The organism is Stenotrophomonas sp. GZD-301, assembly GCF_049310345.1.
Lineage (GTDB): Bacteria > Pseudomonadota > Gammaproteobacteria > Xanthomonadales > Xanthomonadaceae > Stenotrophomonas.
This window is the reverse complement of sequence record NZ_JBMOWY010000027.1, coordinates 26,788-44,535: the sequence shown is the minus strand read 5'-3', so window position 1 is coordinate 44,535 and position 17,748 is coordinate 26,788. Positions and strand designations below refer to the sequence as shown.

General features: G+C 68.2%; 13 protein-coding genes. 5 read left to right on the top strand and 8 right to left on the bottom strand.

Annotation, left to right across the window (positions count from 1 at the left end; all coding sequences use genetic code 11):
* Window positions 1–347 precede the first annotated feature (347 nt).
* Window positions 348–2,456 (top strand): TonB-dependent receptor family protein, encoded by a 2,109-nt coding sequence (locus tag ACO6VK_RS07185; RefSeq protein ID WP_422506218.1) that lies wholly within the window; start codon window positions 348–350, stop codon window positions 2,454–2,456.
* Between the two features lie 30 nt (window positions 2,457–2,486).
* On the opposite strand, the gene ACO6VK_RS07180 is transcribed toward ACO6VK_RS07185, so the two are convergent.
* Window positions 2,487–2,870 (bottom strand): hypothetical protein, encoded by a 384-nt coding sequence (locus ACO6VK_RS07180; RefSeq protein ID WP_422506217.1) that lies wholly within the window; start codon window positions 2,868–2,870, stop codon window positions 2,487–2,489.
* Between the two features lie 117 nt (window positions 2,871–2,987).
* Between ACO6VK_RS07180 and ACO6VK_RS07175 the strand changes: the two genes are divergently transcribed.
* Window positions 2,988–3,989: a hypothetical protein gene (locus tag ACO6VK_RS07175; RefSeq protein ID WP_422506216.1), complete on the top strand. Its 1,002-nt coding sequence runs from the start codon at window positions 2,988–2,990 to the stop codon at window positions 3,987–3,989.
* A gap of 9 nt (window positions 3,990–3,998) precedes the next feature.
* Here ACO6VK_RS07175 and ACO6VK_RS07170 read toward each other — a convergent pair whose 3' ends face one another.
* A complete protein-coding gene (locus ACO6VK_RS07170; protein ID WP_422506215.1) occupies window positions 3,999–5,129 on the bottom strand; it encodes an agmatine deiminase family protein in 1,131 nt (376 codons plus the stop codon).
* Between the two features lie 135 nt (window positions 5,130–5,264).
* On the opposite strand from ACO6VK_RS07170, the gene ACO6VK_RS07165 reads away from it, so the two are divergent.
* A complete protein-coding gene (locus ACO6VK_RS07165) occupies window positions 5,265–6,131 on the top strand; it encodes a LysR substrate-binding domain-containing protein (RefSeq protein WP_422506214.1) in 867 nt (288 codons plus the stop codon).
* Window positions 6,132–6,141: 10 nt separating this feature from the next.
* On the opposite strand, the gene ACO6VK_RS07160 is transcribed toward ACO6VK_RS07165, so the two are convergent.
* From ACO6VK_RS07160 to ACO6VK_RS07150, 3 genes are all read right to left on the bottom strand, one after another.
* Window positions 6,142–6,945 (bottom strand): SGNH/GDSL hydrolase family protein, encoded by an 804-nt coding sequence (locus tag ACO6VK_RS07160; protein ID WP_422506213.1) that lies wholly within the window; start codon window positions 6,943–6,945, stop codon window positions 6,142–6,144.
* 117 nt (window positions 6,946–7,062) lie between these two features.
* A complete protein-coding gene (locus tag ACO6VK_RS07155; protein ID WP_422506212.1) occupies window positions 7,063–9,531 on the bottom strand; it encodes a S9 family peptidase in 2,469 nt (822 codons plus the stop codon).
* 137 nt (window positions 9,532–9,668) lie between these two features.
* Complete coding sequence (locus tag ACO6VK_RS07150) at window positions 9,669–10,091, bottom strand: DUF4279 domain-containing protein (protein ID WP_422506211.1); 423 nt, start codon at window positions 10,089–10,091, stop codon at window positions 9,669–9,671.
* A gap of 225 nt (window positions 10,092–10,316) precedes the next feature.
* Here ACO6VK_RS07150 and ACO6VK_RS07145 point away from each other — a divergent pair, with 225 nt between their 5' ends.
* On the top strand, window positions 10,317–11,093 hold the full coding sequence (locus ACO6VK_RS07145; RefSeq protein ID WP_422506210.1) for a HipA family kinase: 777 nt from the start codon (window positions 10,317–10,319) through the stop codon (window positions 11,091–11,093).
* Entirely contained in the window at window positions 11,071–11,463 is a 393-nt protein-coding gene (locus tag ACO6VK_RS07140; protein ID WP_422506209.1) for a DUF3037 domain-containing protein, read from the top strand. Before ACO6VK_RS07145 ends, ACO6VK_RS07140 begins: the two co-directional genes overlap by 23 nt.
* A 324-nt stretch (window positions 11,464–11,787) precedes the next feature.
* Here ACO6VK_RS07140 and ACO6VK_RS07135 read toward each other — a convergent pair whose 3' ends face one another.
* From ACO6VK_RS07135 to gyrA, 3 genes are all read right to left on the bottom strand, one after another.
* Entirely contained in the window at window positions 11,788–12,240 is a 453-nt protein-coding gene (locus ACO6VK_RS07135) for an REP-associated tyrosine transposase (protein WP_422506208.1), read from the bottom strand.
* Between the two features lie 150 nt (window positions 12,241–12,390).
* Window positions 12,391–14,889 carry a membrane-bound PQQ-dependent dehydrogenase, glucose/quinate/shikimate family gene (locus ACO6VK_RS07130; protein ID WP_422506207.1) on the bottom strand — a complete coding sequence of 833 codons (2,499 nt, stop codon included), beginning with the start codon at window positions 14,887–14,889 and terminating at the stop codon, window positions 12,391–12,393.
* Between the two features lie 134 nt (window positions 14,890–15,023).
* Window positions 15,024–17,732, bottom strand: a complete 2,709-nt coding sequence (gene gyrA, locus ACO6VK_RS07125; RefSeq protein ID WP_422506206.1) for a DNA gyrase subunit A — start codon at window positions 17,730–17,732, stop codon at window positions 15,024–15,026.
* Window positions 17,733–17,748: the final 16 nt, after the last annotated feature.

Here is a 17,748-nt window from a genome sequence, read left to right as displayed (position 1 = left end):
GGTGGGGGGGTGGGGTTGGTGGACTGGCGTTATGCACTGAAGGGGTGGAATCGGGTGTGCGGACCAACGGTCCGCACCTACCGGGCAGAATTGGCCGTGCGGGCCAGCGGTCCGTACCCGCCTGGGTGATCGCGCGTGCGGACCAGCGGTCCGCACCTACCGGGGAAGCGTCCGTGCGGGCCAACGGTCCGCACCTACCGGGCAGAATTGGCCGTGCGGGCCAGCGGTCCATACCCGCCTGGGGAGATGACGTTTTCCGTCGACCCTGTTAACTTGCGCACCCCATTCGCAGTTGACAGGGTTGCGCGCTCGCGCGCGGCCGGTCGCTACCACCAGATCGCGCACGCATGACTGTTCTCCCCCGCCCCACTCCCTCCCTGCTGGCCACCGCCCTGCTGGCTGGCCTTGCTGCCGGTGCCGCCCACGCCGCCCCGCAGGCCACCACGCTGGACGCGGTCAACGTCACCGCCGCGAGCGAGACCGACCAGGCCCGTGCCGCGCTCAAGCGCGTTCCCGGCGCCGGCAACGTCATCGACGTGGCCAACGCCGACCGCCGCCTCGCGAGCAGCGCCGATGTGCTGGCCTACCAGCCCGGCATCAGCGCGCAGTCGCCGGGCAATGAAGGCACCAAAGTGTCCATCCGCGGCTCGGGCATCAACCGCGGCCCGGGCGCGCATGCGTCGGGCATTTCGGTGTCGCTGGATGGCCTGCCGCTGACCGGCCCGGGCGGCACCCCGTACGAACTGCTGGAACCGCAGTGGGTGAGCCGCGTGGACGTGCTGCGCGGCGCCAACGGCATCGAACGCGGCGCGCTGGCGCTGGGCGGCGCGATCAACTACGTGAGCCGCAGCGGCCGGGATTCGGCCGGGCTGGAGCTGCAGTACGACGCCGGCAGCCGCGGGTATCAGAAGCGCAGCGTGGGATACGGCGGAGTCAGCGCCGCAGTCGATTACTACCTGGCCTACACCGATACCGAATTCGACGGCTACCAGCGCCACGCCAGTGGCGACGGCAAGGGCGCGATGGCCAACCTCGGCTGGCAGATCACCCCGACGCTGGAAACGCGCTTCTTCGTGCGCTACCGCGAGACCAATCACGAAACGCCGGGGCGCCTCACCCGCGACCAGATCCGCAACGATCCGCGCGCGGCCAACCCGGCCAACCTGGCCATCGATGCGCGCCGCCCGCAACCGGGCAGCACCTGGATCGGCAACATGACCACTTGGCAGATCGACGCGGTCTCCTCGCTGCAGGCCGGGCTGGCATACCACCATTACCCGATGGACTTGAACGAAAGTCTGTACCGCCAGCAACTGGACTACACCAACCTCAATGCCACGCTCGACTACCGGCGGCAGCACACGCTGCTCGGGCATGACAGCGTGACCACGCTCGGCCTGCGCGTGACCCACGACCTGGATGCCGACGTGCGCGAGACCCTGCGTTTTGCCAACAACGGCTACCCCGCCGGCACCCACACCCGCGACTTCTCCCATCACGGCACCCACAGCACGCTGTACGTGGGCAACGACACGGCGCTGAGCGACACGCTGCGCGTGCAGACCGGGCTGGCCGTGATCAACACGCGCCACGATGTGCAGGTCACCTGGCCCAGCACGCCGGAACGGCTGTCGGGCAGCGACTGGGACTACGCCCCGCGACTGGGCTTCACCTGGCAGCAGACGCCTGCCACACAGTGGTTCGGCAACCTGAGCCGGTCGGTGGAACCGGCGCACCCGTGGTCGATGATCTGGGGCTCCAACCAGTACTTCGCGCCGGGCAACGGCGCCTCGAGCGGACGCCAGCGCGCACCGGTGCCGCTGGACAACCAGACCGCAACCACACTCGAACTCGGCGCGCGCGGCGAAAGCAGCCTGGGACGCTGGGAGCTGACGGCGTATTACGCGCACGTGCTGCACGAACTGCTGAGCGTGGAAGTGCTGCCGGTGCCGAACCTGTTCGTGGCCGAGAACAACGCCAGCCCCACCGTACACCGCGGCATCGAAGCCGGCCTGGACAGCACGCTGTGGCAGGGCGCTGCCGGCAGCCTGCAGCTGCGCCAGGCGTACACCTTCAGCGACTTCCGCTACCGTCACGATGCCCGCTTCGGCGACAACCGCCTGCCCGGGCTGCCGCGCCATGCCTACCAGGCCGAGCTGCGCTATGCGCACCCCACCGGCTTCTATGCCGCGTTGAACACGGACTATGTCTCGCGGATGTTCGTGGACTATGCCAACACGTTCAGCGCCGACAGCCGCGTCATCTTCGGCAGCCGCGTGGGCTTCGATGCGCCCAGTGGCCGCTGGCAGGCCTGGGCCGAACTGCGCAACATGGCCGACCGCCACTACGCCGCCACGGTGACGCCCGGCTACAACGATGCCGGCAAGGACGTGGCGCGCTCCACACCCGGCGAAGGCCGCAGCGTGTATGCAGGGCTGCGCTGGCGGTTCGACTGAGCGTGACGCGGGCTGCGCTCGACCGCTGAGTCAGAGGGCCGCGTTGACCGCGAAGATCGGCAGGTACAGCGCGAAGATGGTGATCGGCGCGGCGATGAACGCCGTGCCGATCCCGACCAGGCCGATCAGCCGGTACCAGCCGGGCTGGCGTGGACCGAAGGCCCACATCGCGCCCAGCACCAGCGGCGCCAGCCACACCAGCGGTGCACCGCTGGCGAACACCCGCGTGATCAGCGGCGGAACCACCCCGATGGCCTGGAAGGCCTCGGAGAAGGATGGATAGACCCAGAAACGGATGACGGTAACGGCCACGGCCGTCACGCCCGCACTGGCGGTTCCCAGCAGGGCCCAGACCATGCCGGCCAACGCGTTGGTGGGGCGAAACAGCGGAATGTCGGGCGGTTCTGGGCGCATGGATGCGGATGGTAGAAGACCGGCTGCCCCGCAACAAGCGCGCCCCGGCACGCTGCGTATCGCGTGCACGGCATGCGACACTCGCCGCTCCGATCGACATTGCCGGCAAGGACGCACGTGATCGTTCCCGAGTACTGGGCCGAAGCCCGCCTGCAGCTCAAACAGCAGCGCCGCAGCATCACCGTGACCCGCATGGGCTGGTCCGACGACAGCGAGGCCGCCGCGCAGGCGCATGCCGAGCTCCGCACGCGCGACGCGCTCGGGGCGATTCTGGCCGGCAACGATCTGCCCCGCCAGGAACGACGCACCCCTTACGGGCTGGAAGGCGTGCCGATCCGCGAGCAGATCGTGTCGCGCCACAGCGATGTGGTGGTGACGCGCAACAGCTATGGCGCGCTGTGCCTGAACACCCCGGACGTGCTGTTCGGGGATGTGGACTTTGAGTCGCCCCCCGGTGGGTTCGCACTGAACCTCAAGGCTGCCGTGCTGCTCTGGGCAGGCGTGGCGGCGGCCGTTGGCGCCGCCTGGCAGGGAGTGCCCGGCCTTGGGCGCGCCATTCCCGCGGTGGTGCTGGCGACGCTGGTGGTGATCGTCGCCAACGTGGTGGCGGGGGCCCTCAAGCGCCGCGCGTTCGCCAACGAGGGCGGCGTGGAGGCGCGGGCGATGGCGCGGGTGGAGGCCTTCGCCCGACAGCACCCGGACTGGCACCTGCGCGTGTACCGCACGCCGGCCGGGCTGCGCGTGCTGGCGATGCACGCCACTTTCCTGCCGGACGACCCGGCCGTTGGCACGTTCTTCGGCGCGCTGCGCGGCGATCCGCTGTATACGCGGATGTGCGCGCTGCAACGCTGCTTCCGCGCGCGCCTGACGCCCAAACCGTGGCGGATCGGCATCGCCCGCCATGTGCGTCCGTCGTCGGCGGCGTGGACGCCGGCGCAGGCACAGCTGCCTGACCGGTTGGCCTGGATCGCCGAGTACGAGCGTCGTGCGGCCACGTTCGCGGCATGCCGCTACCTGCGCACGCTCGGCGAAACCAACCGCACCGATGCCCGGGCCGAGGCGGTGCGTGAACTGCACGACCGCCTCACCCGCGCCGAGACGACGCTGCCGCTGGCCTGAGCGGCTACGTCAGACCCGCACCTGCGGCATGTTCTTGGTCACGCAGTGGATGCCGCCACCGCCGGCTGCGATCGGGTCGATGTCGACCTGTTCGATGATCCGGTCCGGATACAGGTCGGCCAGCAGATCGCGGCAGTAGCCGTCGGCGCGCGCATCGCCGAACTGCGGCGCGATCACCGCACCGTTCACCGGCAGATAGTTGATGTAGCCCTGCGCGAGATCCGGAGTGTCGCGGGTATGGCGATTGCGGCGGCCGTTGCGCGGCGGCGGCAGCGTGTGCACCTCCAGCGCGCGACCGTCGGCATCGGTGGCGGTGCGCAGGATGTCCAGATGCCTGCGGGTCAGCGCGTAGTCGTAGGACGCCGGGTCGTTGTCGAGATTGGCCACGACCACGCCCGGCTGCACGAAGCGCGCATAGAAGTCGACGTGCGCATCGGTGATGTCCTGGCCCTTGATGCCCGGCAGCCAGATCGTCTTCCGCAGCCCCAACCGTGCCGACAGCTCGCGTTCGATCAGGGCGCGGCTCACCCCGGGATTGCGGTTGCGGTTGACCCAGCAGCTTTCGGTCAGGATCGCGGTGCCGTGGCCATCCACTTCGATGCCACCGCCCTCGCCCACCACTGCGCTGGTCAGCAGCGTGGCCTCCATCGACTCGGCAAGCAGCGCGGCCACCCGGGTGTCGTTGCCGGCATCCTGTTTGTCGCCCCAGCCGTTGAAATTGAAATCGACCAGGCCCAGCTCGCCTGCCTCATCAAGCACGAAGCATCCGCCGTAGTCGCGCACCCAGACATCGTCGAGCGGCAGATCGAGAAACGTGATGTTGTCGCTGCCGCAGCGGCTGCGCGCCTGCGCCAACTGCGCCGGACGGCACAGCACGGTCACCGGCTGGTAACGCGCGATGGTCCGGGCCAGTCGCGCCACGGTGTCGTTCACGGCATCGGCCTCGCGCCCCCATACCTGCGGCGCGGCGGCGAAGGCCACGAACACGCGCGCCTGCGGGGCATGTTCGTCGGGCATGGCCCAGCGCCGGGCCACACCCGGCCGGGCCTGTGCGGCGGGGCTGCCGAGGCCGACGGCCGCCAAGCCGGCCGCACCGGCGGCGAGGCCCAACTGGCGGATGAAATGGCGGCGGCTGGACATGCAGGACTCCGGAACAGAAGGGAATGTGAAGCCCGCCTAATGCATCACGGGCTACGGGTTGCCATCCTAGGCTTGCCCTGCAGGCCGGACAAACGATAAATTTGCCAACCAAATGATTAGCCGGACTTATCAGCCATGCTGAAACACTGGCCGCCGCTCAACGCCCTGCGGGGCTTCGAAGCCGCCGCCCGCCTGGGCAGTTTTCACAAGGCGGCCGAGGAGCTGCACCTGACCCAGTCGGCGATCAGCCAGCAGATCCGCGGCCTGGAATCCTTCCTCGACCAACCCCTGTTCTTCCGGCAGGGCCGCAGCGTGAGCCTCACCGATGCCGGCCAGGATCTGCTGGGCACCACACAGGGCCTGCTGCGCAATCTGGCGGCGGGCATCCGCCGACTGGACCAGTACCGCAAGCCGAACCAGCTGATCGTCAACACGACGCCGGCCTTCGCACGCCACTGGCTGGTGCCCCGCCTCGCCGCCTTCCGTCAGCAGCATCCGCACGTCGAGCTGTGGCTGCTGACCAGCGAAGACGCCCCAGACATGGCCACGCAGACCATCGACATCGCCCTGCGCGATGACATCGACGCGCAGCCGGACTGTCGCCTGCGCGCGCTCGTGGAGGATCGCCTGTGCGTGGTCGCCCACCCCGATGTAGTGGCCCAGCCAGCCAGCGAACGCACCACGCTGCATGGCGAGCGCGAGATGGACTGGAACCACTGGCGCGCACAGGGCGGTGTGGATGTGGGCCAGCGCGACCAGGGCATGAACTTCTCCGAGCCAGGGCAACTGCTGGATGCTGCCTGCCACGGCCTGGGAATCGCGCTGGTCAGCGAACTCCTGTCTGCGCCCGCCCGCGCGACCGGCCTGCTGGAACCCCTGGTGGACATGCAGGTGGCAGGACCGCGCTGGTCCTGGCTGGTGCATCGCGACAGCGAGCCCGACCCCGCGGTGGCCACCTTCTGCGAGTGGCTGCTGGAGCAGCTGCCGCCCGCAACCGCCTGAGCCGTTGCCGCTAGCGGGCCAGCGCCTCGGCGATGGCCTTCTCGGCCAGCGGCGCCATGCGCGCATACCCGGCTGGCGTGGGATGCACGCCATCGGTGGCCACGGCGGGATCGAGCCCACCGTCGGCATTGGCCAGCGCGCGGTGGTAGTCCAGATACACCACGCCCTGGTCGCGCGCATAGCTCTGTAGGGCCGCGTTGAGCGCTCGCACCTTCGGTGCCGGCTGGATGCCGCGCTGCCAGGGGTACTCGCTCACGGGCAGCACCGAGGCCAGCACGACACGGATGCCGTGCGCCTGCGCCAGCTCGCGCATCGCATGCAGGTTGTCTTCGATCATCGCCTGGGTGGCCGGGCCGGTGTTGCCGGCGATGTCGTTGGTGCCGGCCAGGATCACCACCACGGCCGGCTGCAGGGCGATCACATCCTGGCGGAACCGCAGCAGCATCTGCGCGGTGGTCTGCCCGGAAATGCCGCGGTTGACGTAGCCCTTGCCGGGGAAGAACGTGCCGCTGCCGGTGGGCCCCCAGCCTTCGGTGATGGAGTCACCGAAGAACACCACGCGGGGTTGCCCCGCCTGCGCCATCGGCAACGCCGCGTTTTCCGCGCGGTAGCGCTCCAGTTGCGGCCAGTCGCGCAGTTGCTGCTGCAGGTAGCGGACCTGGTCCGGTGTGAGCGAATCGGCAGGCGTCACGTACAGCGGATTGACCGCCGGCGCGCCGACCGACGGCGCGTCCGCGGCAGCACCGCCGGACAGCGGCGCCCCGAGCAGGGCAAAGGCGGCGCTCAGGGCCACGGTGTGTGCCGACTGCGGCATGGCGATTGCTCCGGTTCGAGGCGAACGGCAAGTCTACCGCCGGTTGCCGGTGCATCGCGCCCAGACGCAGACGGCCGCACCCCGTGGGGCGCGGCCGTCGCGTTCGCTACCGACCGGTCAGTGCGTGCTGGCCGGCGCGTTCTTCACGTACGTGTCGAACCAGTTGAGCATTTCCGACACCAGCTGTTCGTTGGATTCCAGCGCGGTGTACCAGTGCGGCTCATGCGGCAGCATCACCAGACGGGTGGTGCCGCCGTTGCCGCGGATCGCCTGGAAGAGCTTGCGCGACTGGAACGGCTCGGTACCCGGATTGGCATCGTCCTCACCGTGGACCAGCAGCAGCGGCAGCTTGATCCTGTCGGCGTAGAAGAACGGCGATGCCTTCAGATACACATCCTGCGCCTGCCACACCGAACGGCGCTCGTTCTGGAAGCCGAACGGCGTGAACGTCTTGTTGTACGAGCCACTGGTCGCCACGCCGGCCTTGAACAGGTTGGTGTGCGCGATCAGGTTGGCGGTCATCAGGCCACCGTGGCTGTGCCCGGTGACGCCGATCCGGTTGCGGTCCACCACGCCCATGTCCACGGCCTTGTCCACTGCGGCCTTGGCATCGGCTTCCAGCTGTTCCAGGTAGGTGTCATAGGCGGTCTTCGGATCGCCGACGATCGGGAACGAGGCGTTGTCGATGATCGCGTAGCCGGCCAGCAGCATCAGCCGGTACGGTGCCAGACGGGTGAAGGTCTGCTGCGAACCGGACACTTGGCCGGCCTGCGCGGCGTTGGCGAAATCGGCCGGATACGCGTACAGGATCGCCGGCACGCGCTGGCCTTCCTTGTAGCCCGGCGGCGTGTACAGGGTGAACGACAGGTCCACGCCATCGGCGCGCTTGTAGGTCACCAGGCGCTTCTGGATCTGGCGCACTTCCGGCGTCGGATCGGTCAGCTGGGTCAGCGCGGCCGGGGTGGACGCGAACTCCGCCTCGCCCTTGGCGGCAGGCGCAGTGCGCTCGCCCAGCGTGCGCACAAACGCATTGGGTGCCTCGGTCACCGACTGGTGCCAGGTCAGCACGCGGCCGGCGGTGCCGGTGAAGCCGAGCACCTGCTCGTAGGCATCGGCATCGCTGCGGAACAGGCGCTCGCTCTTCAGCGAGCCCAGGTCCAGGCGGTCCAGGAACGGACGATCGCCCTGCGGCGAGGCGCCCTGCCCGCGCAGGAACACGTTGTTGCCCTCCTGGCGCACCACGCTGGCGCCGTTGGGCAGGCGCTTGAACACCAGGTTGCCCGGGTCGCCGTACAGCTCATCGCTGGACAGATCCCAGAGCAGGCGCCCGGCCTGCTTGGGACGGTCCACATCGACAATGCGGGTCTGGCGCCAATGGCGGTTCTCGTCGTTTTCGTACAGGAACGACACGGCCGGGTCCGCGCTCCAGGCGATGCCTTCGAAGCGCTGCGCGGTACGCGCGATCTCCACCGGCGTGCCGGTGAACGGCGCCTTGAGCATCAGCACGCGGTCACGGTGGGCCACGCTGACCTTCCAGTCGCCCTTGTCCAGGGCTTCGGCGTACACCAGCGTGGCCGGATCGGTGGAGCGCCAGTCGAAGTCGCGCGGGCCTTCGGGCACGCCGTGCACCGGCACGCGGTCGGCCAGCGGCAGGCTGGCCACCGGCGTGCTGCGGCCGCTGCCCAGGTCCAGCACGGCCACGTCGTTGGCGAAGCGCTGGTAGGTGACCGCATGCGAGAACGGCGCCTTCAGCGTCTCGGTGAGCACGTGCACGCCATCGGGTGCCGGCGAGATGTCGTTGTACAGCGCCGGCGCGCCGATCGGGCGCACGCTGCCGGCATTGGCATCCACCACCGCCAGTTGCGACTGGCCGTAGTAGGCGAACAGCTTTTCGTCATGCACGCTGGTCAGCGTGTCGCGCGATTCGTAGGTGCTGCTCTCGCCCTTGGCGCCGAGCGATTCCTGGATGTCCGGGCCGGCCGCGCCATCTTCATTGGACGGCGCCGCGCCCTGGTTGGCGGGCACCAGCTTGACCAGCAGGTTCTGGCTGCCGCCGAGCCACTGCACCGTGTAGCCGAAGATCGGATTGAGCTGTACACCCGGGATCTGCCTGACCTGGCCGGAGGCGGCATCGCCCACCCACAGCTGCACCGAGGTGTCCACCGCGTTCTGGAACACGAAGCGCTGGCCGTCGGCCGACCACTGCGCGTTGCCCGCACAGCCTTGCGGCAGCGTTACCGGCGTGTGCTTTCGGCTGTCGATGTCGACCAGGGTGAAATCGGCCACGCAGGCCGGGATGCCGTAACCGCCCTGGGTGTCGTGGCGGCTGCGGTTCTTCGGCTCCAGGCGCACACCCGCCAGCTTCAGGTACGGCTGCGCGACACGGCGGATCGACGGGTAGGTCTGCGCGGTGGTCAACAGCAGACGCTGGCCGGTCGGGTCCACGCTGGGCATCGGCGGCGGCGGCGCCTTGAGCACCTTGAGCAGCGCTTCCGGCGGCTTGGCATAGTCGGCGAAGGCCGGTGTGGCGACACTGAGCGTTGCCAAGGCAATGGCCGAAGCCAGGCAGGTACGACGGATGAACATCCAGATCCCCTTGCAGGTGTGGGCTCCGGCAGCACACATGTCGCCGGCATCCCGTGGAATCTAGCACCGCGCAAACGTGCCGGAATGGGCCGAAAGCACTAGCTGCGCTGCCAGCCTTGCCCTGCGGCTGCCTTCAGTCACGCGCCTTGGTAGACGTCGTGGACAAGCGAAATGCCCAACGCTGCCATGCGGCCGAGCAACCGGGGTGGCAGCTCGATGGCGAAATTCCGGTTGCTGTGCGAACTGAACCAGATGCGGATCGTGCCCTGTTCGGCGATCTCCAACAGGAACGCCGCGTGCGGCTCAAGCCAGCCCAGCGTTTGCTCCAGCGCGTCCTCGAAGCCCTCTTCGGTGGACTCCCGCCAACGCTCATGGAAGGGGTCGCAGGTCCAGTACGATTCCGGCCGCGTCCCCTGCAGCAACGTCCCCGTCGGCGTGCGGCGCGGCTCCCCTGCCTTCCAGCACCAGTCTGCAGGTTTGCCAAGCATCTGACTGATCTGCTCAGGATCGATGGAGGGGTGCGTGATCCGGAGGCTCACGACGTAGGTATACATCTGCATGACAGTCCCCTTCAGTACGACGCGAATTCCAGCAACCGCGCGGACGTGGATGCGTTCTTCAGCAGGTTGCCCTCGACCGCAAACACCACTTCCCGGGTCATGGGATGGGTGAACGCCCATCCCTTGCCCATATGCTGTTCCTTCGAACGCGCTGCCGGTCCGCCCCCTGTGGGCCGACGCCGCGCCACGGTAAGATGGCGTTGCTTGTTCCGTCAATGGTGCCCCGTGCGTACTGTCCACGCGCTTCGCTACATCACCCCCCTTCGCGAGGGTGGCTCGCTGCCTGCCGTGGTCGAGACCGACGACGATGGCATGGTGGTGCTCAAATTTCGCGGCGCCGGGCAAGGCCCGAAGGCGCTGATTGCCGAGCTGATCGCCGGCGAGATCGCACGCAGCCTGGCGCTGCCGATTCCGGAAATCGTGTTCGTGGAGCTGGACCGCGAGTTCGCCCGCACCGAGCCGGATCCGGAGATCCAGGACCTGATCCGCGCCAGCGAAGGCCTGAATCTGGGTAGCGACTATCTGCCCGGCGCGATCAACTACGACCCGGCTGCAATGGCGGTGGATGCCGACCTGGCCTCGCGCATCGTGTGGTTCGACGCGTTCACCAGCAACGTGGACCGTACTGCCCGCAATCCGAATCTGATGGTCTGGCACCGCAAGCTGTACCTGATCGACCACGGTGCGGCGATGTACTTCCACCACGACTGGGCCACGGCGGGCGACGCCTGCGTGAAGCCTTTCGTGCTGATCCGCGACCATGTGCTGCTGCCGTCTGCCACGCAGATCAACGCGGTCGACGCCGCGATGGCCGGGCTGCTGCCCGACGCGGAGATCGAACGCATCGTCGGCCTGGTGCCGGACAGCTGGCTGGTCGACGAACCGGCATTCGACAGCCCGGCGGCGTATCGCCAGGCGTACATCGATTACCTCACCCATCGCCTGCGCATGCGTGCCGCCTTCGTCCAGGAGGCCGTCCGTGCCCACACTGCACACGTATGACTACGCGGTCATCCGCGTGGTACCGCGGGTGGAGCGCGAGGAGTTCATCAACGTCGGGGTGATCGTGTCGTGTCCTGGTGCGAAGCATCTGGAAGCGGCCATCGAGATCGATGCGCCGCGGATGCAGGCGTTCGCGCCCAGCCTGGACATGGACGCGCTGCAGCCGTGGCTGGATGCCATCGTGGCGATCTGCCGCGGCGACGCCGACGCCGGTCCCATCGCCCGGCTGCCGGCACGCGCGCGCTTCCATTTCCTGACTGCCAAGCGTAGCTCGGTGGTGCAGATGTCGAGCACCCACGTGGGCCGAACCGCGCACCCGGAAAACGTGGTGGAACACCTGATGACCCGGATGGTGCGGGTACCCCGGTAGCCCCTGCGGCGTTACCTGCGTCGCCCCGTAGAGCCGGGTTCTACCCGGCTGCTTTTCGTTTGGGTGCCGGGCACCTGCATCGCCTCGTAGAGCCGGGTTCTACTCGGCTGCCTTTCGTTCGGGTGACTGCACGCCTGACGCAAGCCGGGCAGAGCCCGGCTCTACGGGGCCGGGTACGCACATGATCTCGTAGAGCCGGGTTCTACCCGGCTGCCTTTCGTCACAGTGCCGGGCACCTGCATCGCCTCGTAGAGCCGGGTTTTACCCGGCTGCCTTTCGTTTGGGTGCCTGTACGCCTGACGCACGCCGGGCAGCCCCCCGCCGTCAGGGGACTGGCCATCGGCACCAGGCGAAGGGGTAATCGTTCATGCCGGCGGCCAAGCCGGCGCGCAGGGGGTTGGCGAGGATGTAGGTGGCCTCGGCCAGGAGGTGGCGATCGTCGCGCTGCAGCTGGTCGTAGTAGCCCGGTTGCCAGACGGCGCCTTGGGTTCGGTTCGCCTGGTTGAGGCCTTTCGCCGACCGCGACTTGAAGGTTCGCATCACGATCGACAGTGGCGTGTCGCACAGGCGGAACATCCAGTGGACATGGTCCGGCATGACCACCCATGCCAGGGATTCGGTGCGCCCCTGGTCATCCGAGGCGCGCAGCCAATGGCAGACCTCCTGCGCGTTGGCGGTGTCGACGAACAGGCGAACACGCTGTGCCGTGACCGTGGTGACGACGTAGCAGCTGCCGGCGCTGGAGATGCGCCCACGCTGTAGGGAGGGACTGGCCATGCCGGCATCGTGGGCGATGGCACGTAGGGATGGCAGCGGAAGACGCTGTGGTGGTTCGTCAGCGCATTCCGCACGATAGAGCCGGGTTTTACCCGGCTTGTGTCGGATGCGCATGACGCCGACGGAAAAGCAGCCGGGTAGAACCCGGCTCTACGGGTGGTGTGGCAGCGCGTAGGCGATCACGTAATCGCCTGCGGGGGTTTCCATGAAATGGTGGCCGCCGGCCATGATGACGACGTACTGCCGCCCGCCCTGCTCGTAGATCATCGGGTTGGCCTGGCCGCCGGCGGGCAGCGCGACGTGCCACAGTTCCTTGCCGGTCTTGAGGTCGATGGCGCGCAGCAGGTCGTCGGTGGCGGCGGCGATGAAGACCAGGCCGCTGGCGGTCACGACCGAACCGCCGTTGTTGGGCGTGCCGATCTCGATCGGCAGTCCCGAGCGGATCCCGAACGGACCGTTGCCGCGGGCGCTGCCGAACGGACGGTCCCACAGCGTTCTGCCGCTGCGCAGGTCAACCGCGCGGATGCCGCCGTAGGGCGGTTGCTTGCACAGCAGCTTGGTGAACGGCAGGCGCCAGCCGGCGTTGACGTCGATGGCATACGGCGTGCCCACCTGCGGATCCCCTGCCCCTTCGGCACCGCCCTTGTCGGCGCGCACGTCCTCGCGCGGCAGCCAGCCCAGCCTGTCCGCCGTGGCGCGCGGCACCAGCAGGTTGTAGTTGGGCATGTCGTTGTAGTTGGCCACGATCACCCCGCGCCGCGGCTCCACCGCGACGCTGCCCCAGTCCGAGCCGCCGTTGTAGCCCGGGTACTCGATGGAATGCCGGTCGGCGGTCGGTGGGGTGTAGAAGCCCTGGTAGCTCGCCCTGCGGAACTGGATGCGGCAGACCAGCTGATCGATCGGGGTCATGCCCCACATGTCGCGCTCGGTCAGGTCCGGCTTGCGCAGCGTGTGATACAGCGAGAACAGCTGGGTCGGCGAGCGCTGTTCCGGCTCCACGCCGCCGCCTGGTACCGGGCGCTCCTCGGCGGGGGTGAGCAGCTGCCCGGTGCGCCGATCCAGCACGTACATGTCGCCCTGCTTGGTCGGCAGCAGGATCGCCGGCACCTTGCCGGCCGCGGTGGGATAGTCCACCAGCGTCGCCTGCGAGCCCATGTCGTAGTCCCACACGTCCTTGCGCACCGCCTGGAAATGCCACACCGGCTTGCCGGTGTTCACGTCGACGGCCACCAGCGAGGTCGCATACCGGTTCTGGGCCTCGGTGCGCGATCCGCTCCAGTAGTCACCCGCCGCATTGCCCATCGGCAGGTACACCAGCCCCAGTGCGTCATCGCCGGTGGCGGTGGTCCACATGTTCGGCGTGCCGCGGGTGTAGGTCTGGCCCTGCGGCGGCGCCCCGCTGCGCTGCGGCTGGTCCATGTCCCAGGCCCAGCGCAGCTTGCCGGTGACCGCGTCGTAGGCCTGGATCACGCCGGAGGGCGCATCGCGTCGCTGGCCATCCAGCACCTGGTGGCCGGTCACGATCACGCCCTGCACGATGGCCGGCGGCGAGGTGATGGAGACGTAGCCCGGCGGGGCGTCGCCCATGCCAAGGGTGATGTCGACCTGACCGTTGTTGCCGAAACCCGCGCACGGTTTGCCGGTGGCCGCATCGACCGCGATCAACCGGCCATCCAGCGTGCCCTCGATGATGCGCGCCGCGCAGGCGCCGCGCGGCACCTGGGTGAGCAGCGGCACGCCCACCTGCGGCACGGCCAGATCGGCGGCAACGTCGGCCAACGCAGCGTCCTGCGCGGTGGCCGGCACCTCGTAATAGGCCACGCCCCGGCAGGCGGCGGTATACGGAATCGAGGCGTTCCTGACCTTGGGATCGAAGCGCCAGCGCTCGCGCCCATCGGTGGCATCAAGGGCGATCAGCTGGTTGCGCGCGGTGCACAGGTAGAGGCTGTCGCCGATCTTCAGCGGGGTGGTTTCCGCGCCCCAGCGTTTGTCCGGCAGGTCGCCGGTGCGGAACATCCAGGCCTGCTGCAGGCCACCCACATTGTCCGGCGTGATCTGCTGCAGCGGCGAGAACCGGGTGGCCGCGTTGTTGCGGCCGTAAGCGGCCCAGTCGCCGTCGGCCGGCCGGTCGGCCGGTTGCAGCGCCGCCTCGGCGGTCGGCGCCAGCCCGGCGGCGACCATCGGCTCCGGGAAGTCGCCCTCGGCAGCGGTCACCCCATGCGGAACGAACGCCAGGCTGAAGGCCGCCACGAACACCAGCGCCAGCACACCGGCCAGACTGCGCGACACGGCGCGCGATACCGGCCGTTGCAGGCGCGGCAGCAGCAGGCAGAGCACGAACGCCAGCGCCACCATCAGACCGAGGCGCGGCACCCAGCGCCAGTAGTCGCTGCCCGATTCCCACCAGGTCCACAGCACGGTGCCCACGAACACCAGCGCGAAGCACGCCGCACCACTGGCCCGCCCGCGCCACAGCTGCACGCCGGCAACCAGCAGGCCGAGCCCTGCCAGCAGGTAGTACCAGGAACCACCGAGTCGAGCCAACCAGCCGCCGCCCAGCGCCAGCACCGCGCCCAGGACCAGCAGGATCATGGCCAGCACGCCGAGCAGCCAGTGGCGGGTATAGCGGGCCTGCGTCGTGGTGGACATTGCGCGCTCCTGATTCCCCGGCCCTTATCCCACCGGGCTCGTGAACGCGGCGCGTTCTTTCCACCCGCGCCCGGGCAACAACGAAAAACGCCGGCATGCGCCGGCGTTTTCCGTGGTACCGCAACGCAACCGCGTTACGCGTCCGGCGGTGCTACCACCGGTGCGGCGGCGATCGCGGCCGCCTCGTCGGCGCCCTCTTCGTCGGCACCGTCATCCAGCGAGGCATCCATGCGCTCGACCGCCTGCAGCTTCTCGTCCTTGGACAGGCGGATCAGGGTGACGCCCTGGGTGTTGCGGCCCACGCGCGAGATTTCCGAACTGCGGGTGCGCACCAGGGTGCCACCATCGGAGATCAGCAGCACCTCGTCGCGCGGCCCCATCAGCACCGCACTGACCAGCTTGCCGTTGCGCTCGGTGGTCTGGATGCCGATCACGCCCTGGGTGCCACGCCCCTTGCGCGGGTAGTCCGGCAGCGGGGTGCGCTTGCCGTAGCCGTTCTCGGTGGCGGTGAGGATGTACAGCGCGTTGTCGTCGTCGGCCCCGTTCTCGATCACGGCATCGCCGCTCTCGACCACGGCATCGTCGATGACGGTGTCGTCCTCGTTCTCGTCCTCGTTGCCGCCGGCACTCTCGGCCACGATCAGGCTGACCACTTCCTCGCCCTTGGGCATCTTGATGCCGCGCACACCGGTGGCGGTGCGGCCCATCGAGCGGACCTTGTCTTCACCGAAGCGCACGGTCTTGCCGTTGGAAGCGAACAGCAGGATGTCGCGCTCGCCGTCGGTCAGGCCGACACCCACCAGCGCGTCGCCGTCATCGAGATTGATGGCGATCTTGCCGCGGGCCAGACGGAACGCGAACTCGCTCAGCGGGGTCTTCTTGACGGTACCGTTGCGGGTAGCAAAGAACACGAACTGGCCATCGGCGTACTCGCGCACCGGCAGCACGGCCTGCACCTTCTCGCCGGATTCCAGCGGAATCCAGTTGATGATCGGGCGGCCGCGTGCATTGGAACCGGCTTCCGGCAGCTGATGCACCGGCAGCCAGAACACCTTGCCCGAGCTGGTGAAGGTCAGCAGCGTGTCGTGCGTGTTGACCAGCCAGAGCTGCTCGATGAAATCCTCTTCCTTGGTCGACGCCGCGCTGCGGCCACGGCCACCGCGGCGCTGGGCCCGGTAGGCGCTGACCGGCTGGCGCTTGACGTAGCCGGCGTGCGACAGGGTGACCACCACGTCTTCCGGCGCGATCAGGTCGAGGATGTCCAGGTCTTCTTCGCTGTGGCGGATCTCGGTGCGGCGCTCGTCGCCGAACTCGGTGCGCACGTTGATCAGCTCTTCGCGGATCACCTGCAGCAGGCGGTCCGGATCTTCCAGGATGTGGATCAGCCCGGCGATCGTTTCCAGCAGCTGCTTGTATTCCTCGGTCAGGCGGTCCTGCTCCAGCCCGGTCAGGCGGTGCAGGCGCATTTCCAGGATCTGGGTGGCCTGGATCTCGGTCAGCTGGTAGCCGCCCTCGATCAGGCCCACGCCCTTGGGCAGGTCGTCCGGACGCGAGGTCTCGGCACCGGCGGCACCAAGCATCGAACCCACCAGGCCGGGTTCCCACAGACGGGCGAGCATGCGTTCGCGCGCTTCGTTGGGATTGGGCGAGGTCTTGATCAGTTCGATCATCTCGTCGATGTTGGCCAGCGCGACGGTCAGGCCTTCCAGCACGTGCGCACGGGCGCGCGCCTTGCGCAGCTCGAACACGGTGCGGCGGGTGACCACTTCGCGGCGGTGACGCACGAAGGCCTCGAGCAGCTGCTTGAGGTTCATCAACTGCGGACGGCCATCGACCAGCGCCACCATGTTGATGCCGAACACCGACTCCATCTGGGTCTGCTGGTAGAGGTTGTTCAGAACAACTTCCGCCGACTCGCCGCGCTTGATTTCGATGTAGATGCGCATGCCGTCCTTGTCGGACTCATCGCGCAGCTCGCTGATGCCTTCGAGCTTCTTTTCCTTGACCAGCTCGGCGATCTTCTCGATCAACCGGGCCTTGTTCACCTGGTACGGAATCTCGGTGACGATGATCGATTCGCGGCCGTTGTCGGCCACTTCGATATCGGCCTTGGCGCGGATGCGCACACGGCCACGACCGGTCCGGTAGCCGGCAACGATGCCGGCGGTGCCGTTGATGATGCCCGCGGTCGGGAAGTCCGGGCCCGGGATGTACTCCATCAGGCCGTCGACGTCGATCGCCGGATTGTCGATCAGCGCGATGCACGCATTGATCGACTCGGTCAGGTTGTGCGGCGGGATGTTGGTCGCCATGCCCACCGCGATACCGGCCGAACCATTGACCAGCAGGTTCGGGAACCGGGTCGGCATGACCGTCGGCTCCAGTTCCTTCTCGTCGTAGTTGGGCTGGAAATCGACGGTTTCCTTGTCGATGTCCGCCATCAGCTCATGGGTGAGCTTGGACATGCGCGCTTCGGTGTAACGCATCGCCGCAGCGGAGTCGCCGTCGACCGAACCGAAGTTACCCTGGCCATCGACCAGCATGTAGCGCAGCGAGAACGGCTGCGCCAGGCGCACCAGGGTGTCGTACACCGACTGGTCGCCATGCGGGTGGTACTTACCGATGACGTCACCGACGATACGGGCCGACTTGAAGTAAGGCTTGTTGCTGTGCGCGTTCAGTTCACTCATCGCGAACAGCACGCGGCGATGCACCGGCTTGAGGCCATCGCGCGCATCCGGGAGGGCGCGGCCCACGATCACGCTCATCGCGTAATCGAGGTAGCTCTTGCGCATCTCGTCTTCCAGGTTGACCTGGATGATTTCCTTGGCGGTTTCTGCCATTCGGGTTCCGTTGTCT

Bases quoted from the DNA above. Each gene is read 5' to 3' on its own strand.
- ACO6VK_RS07165 (WP_422506214.1), top strand. From the start codon at position 5,265: ATGCTGAAACACTGGCCGCCGCTCAACGCCCTGCGGGGCTTCGAAGCC.
- ACO6VK_RS07170 (WP_422506215.1), bottom strand. From the start codon at position 5,129: ATGTCCAGCCGCCGCCATTTCATCCGCCAGTTGGGCCTCGCCGCCGGT.
- gyrA (WP_422506206.1), bottom strand. From the start codon at position 17,732: ATGGCAGAAACCGCCAAGGAAATCATCCAGGTCAACCTGGAAGACGAG.
- ACO6VK_RS07160 (WP_422506213.1), bottom strand. From the start codon at position 6,945: ATGCCGCAGTCGGCACACACCGTGGCCCTGAGCGCCGCCTTTGCCCTG.
- ACO6VK_RS07180 (WP_422506217.1), bottom strand. From the start codon at position 2,870: ATGCGCCCAGAACCGCCCGACATTCCGCTGTTTCGCCCCACCAACGCG.
- ACO6VK_RS07150 (WP_422506211.1), bottom strand. From the start codon at position 10,091: ATGCAGATGTATACCTACGTCGTGAGCCTCCGGATCACGCACCCCTCC.
- ACO6VK_RS07185 (WP_422506218.1), top strand. From the start codon at position 348: ATGACTGTTCTCCCCCGCCCCACTCCCTCCCTGCTGGCCACCGCCCTG.
- ACO6VK_RS07135 (WP_422506208.1), bottom strand. From the start codon at position 12,240: ATGGCCAGTCCCTCCCTACAGCGTGGGCGCATCTCCAGCGCCGGCAGC.
- ACO6VK_RS07130 (WP_422506207.1), bottom strand. From the start codon at position 14,889: ATGTCCACCACGACGCAGGCCCGCTATACCCGCCACTGGCTGCTCGGC.
- ACO6VK_RS07155 (WP_422506212.1), bottom strand. From the start codon at position 9,531: ATGTTCATCCGTCGTACCTGCCTGGCTTCGGCCATTGCCTTGGCAACG.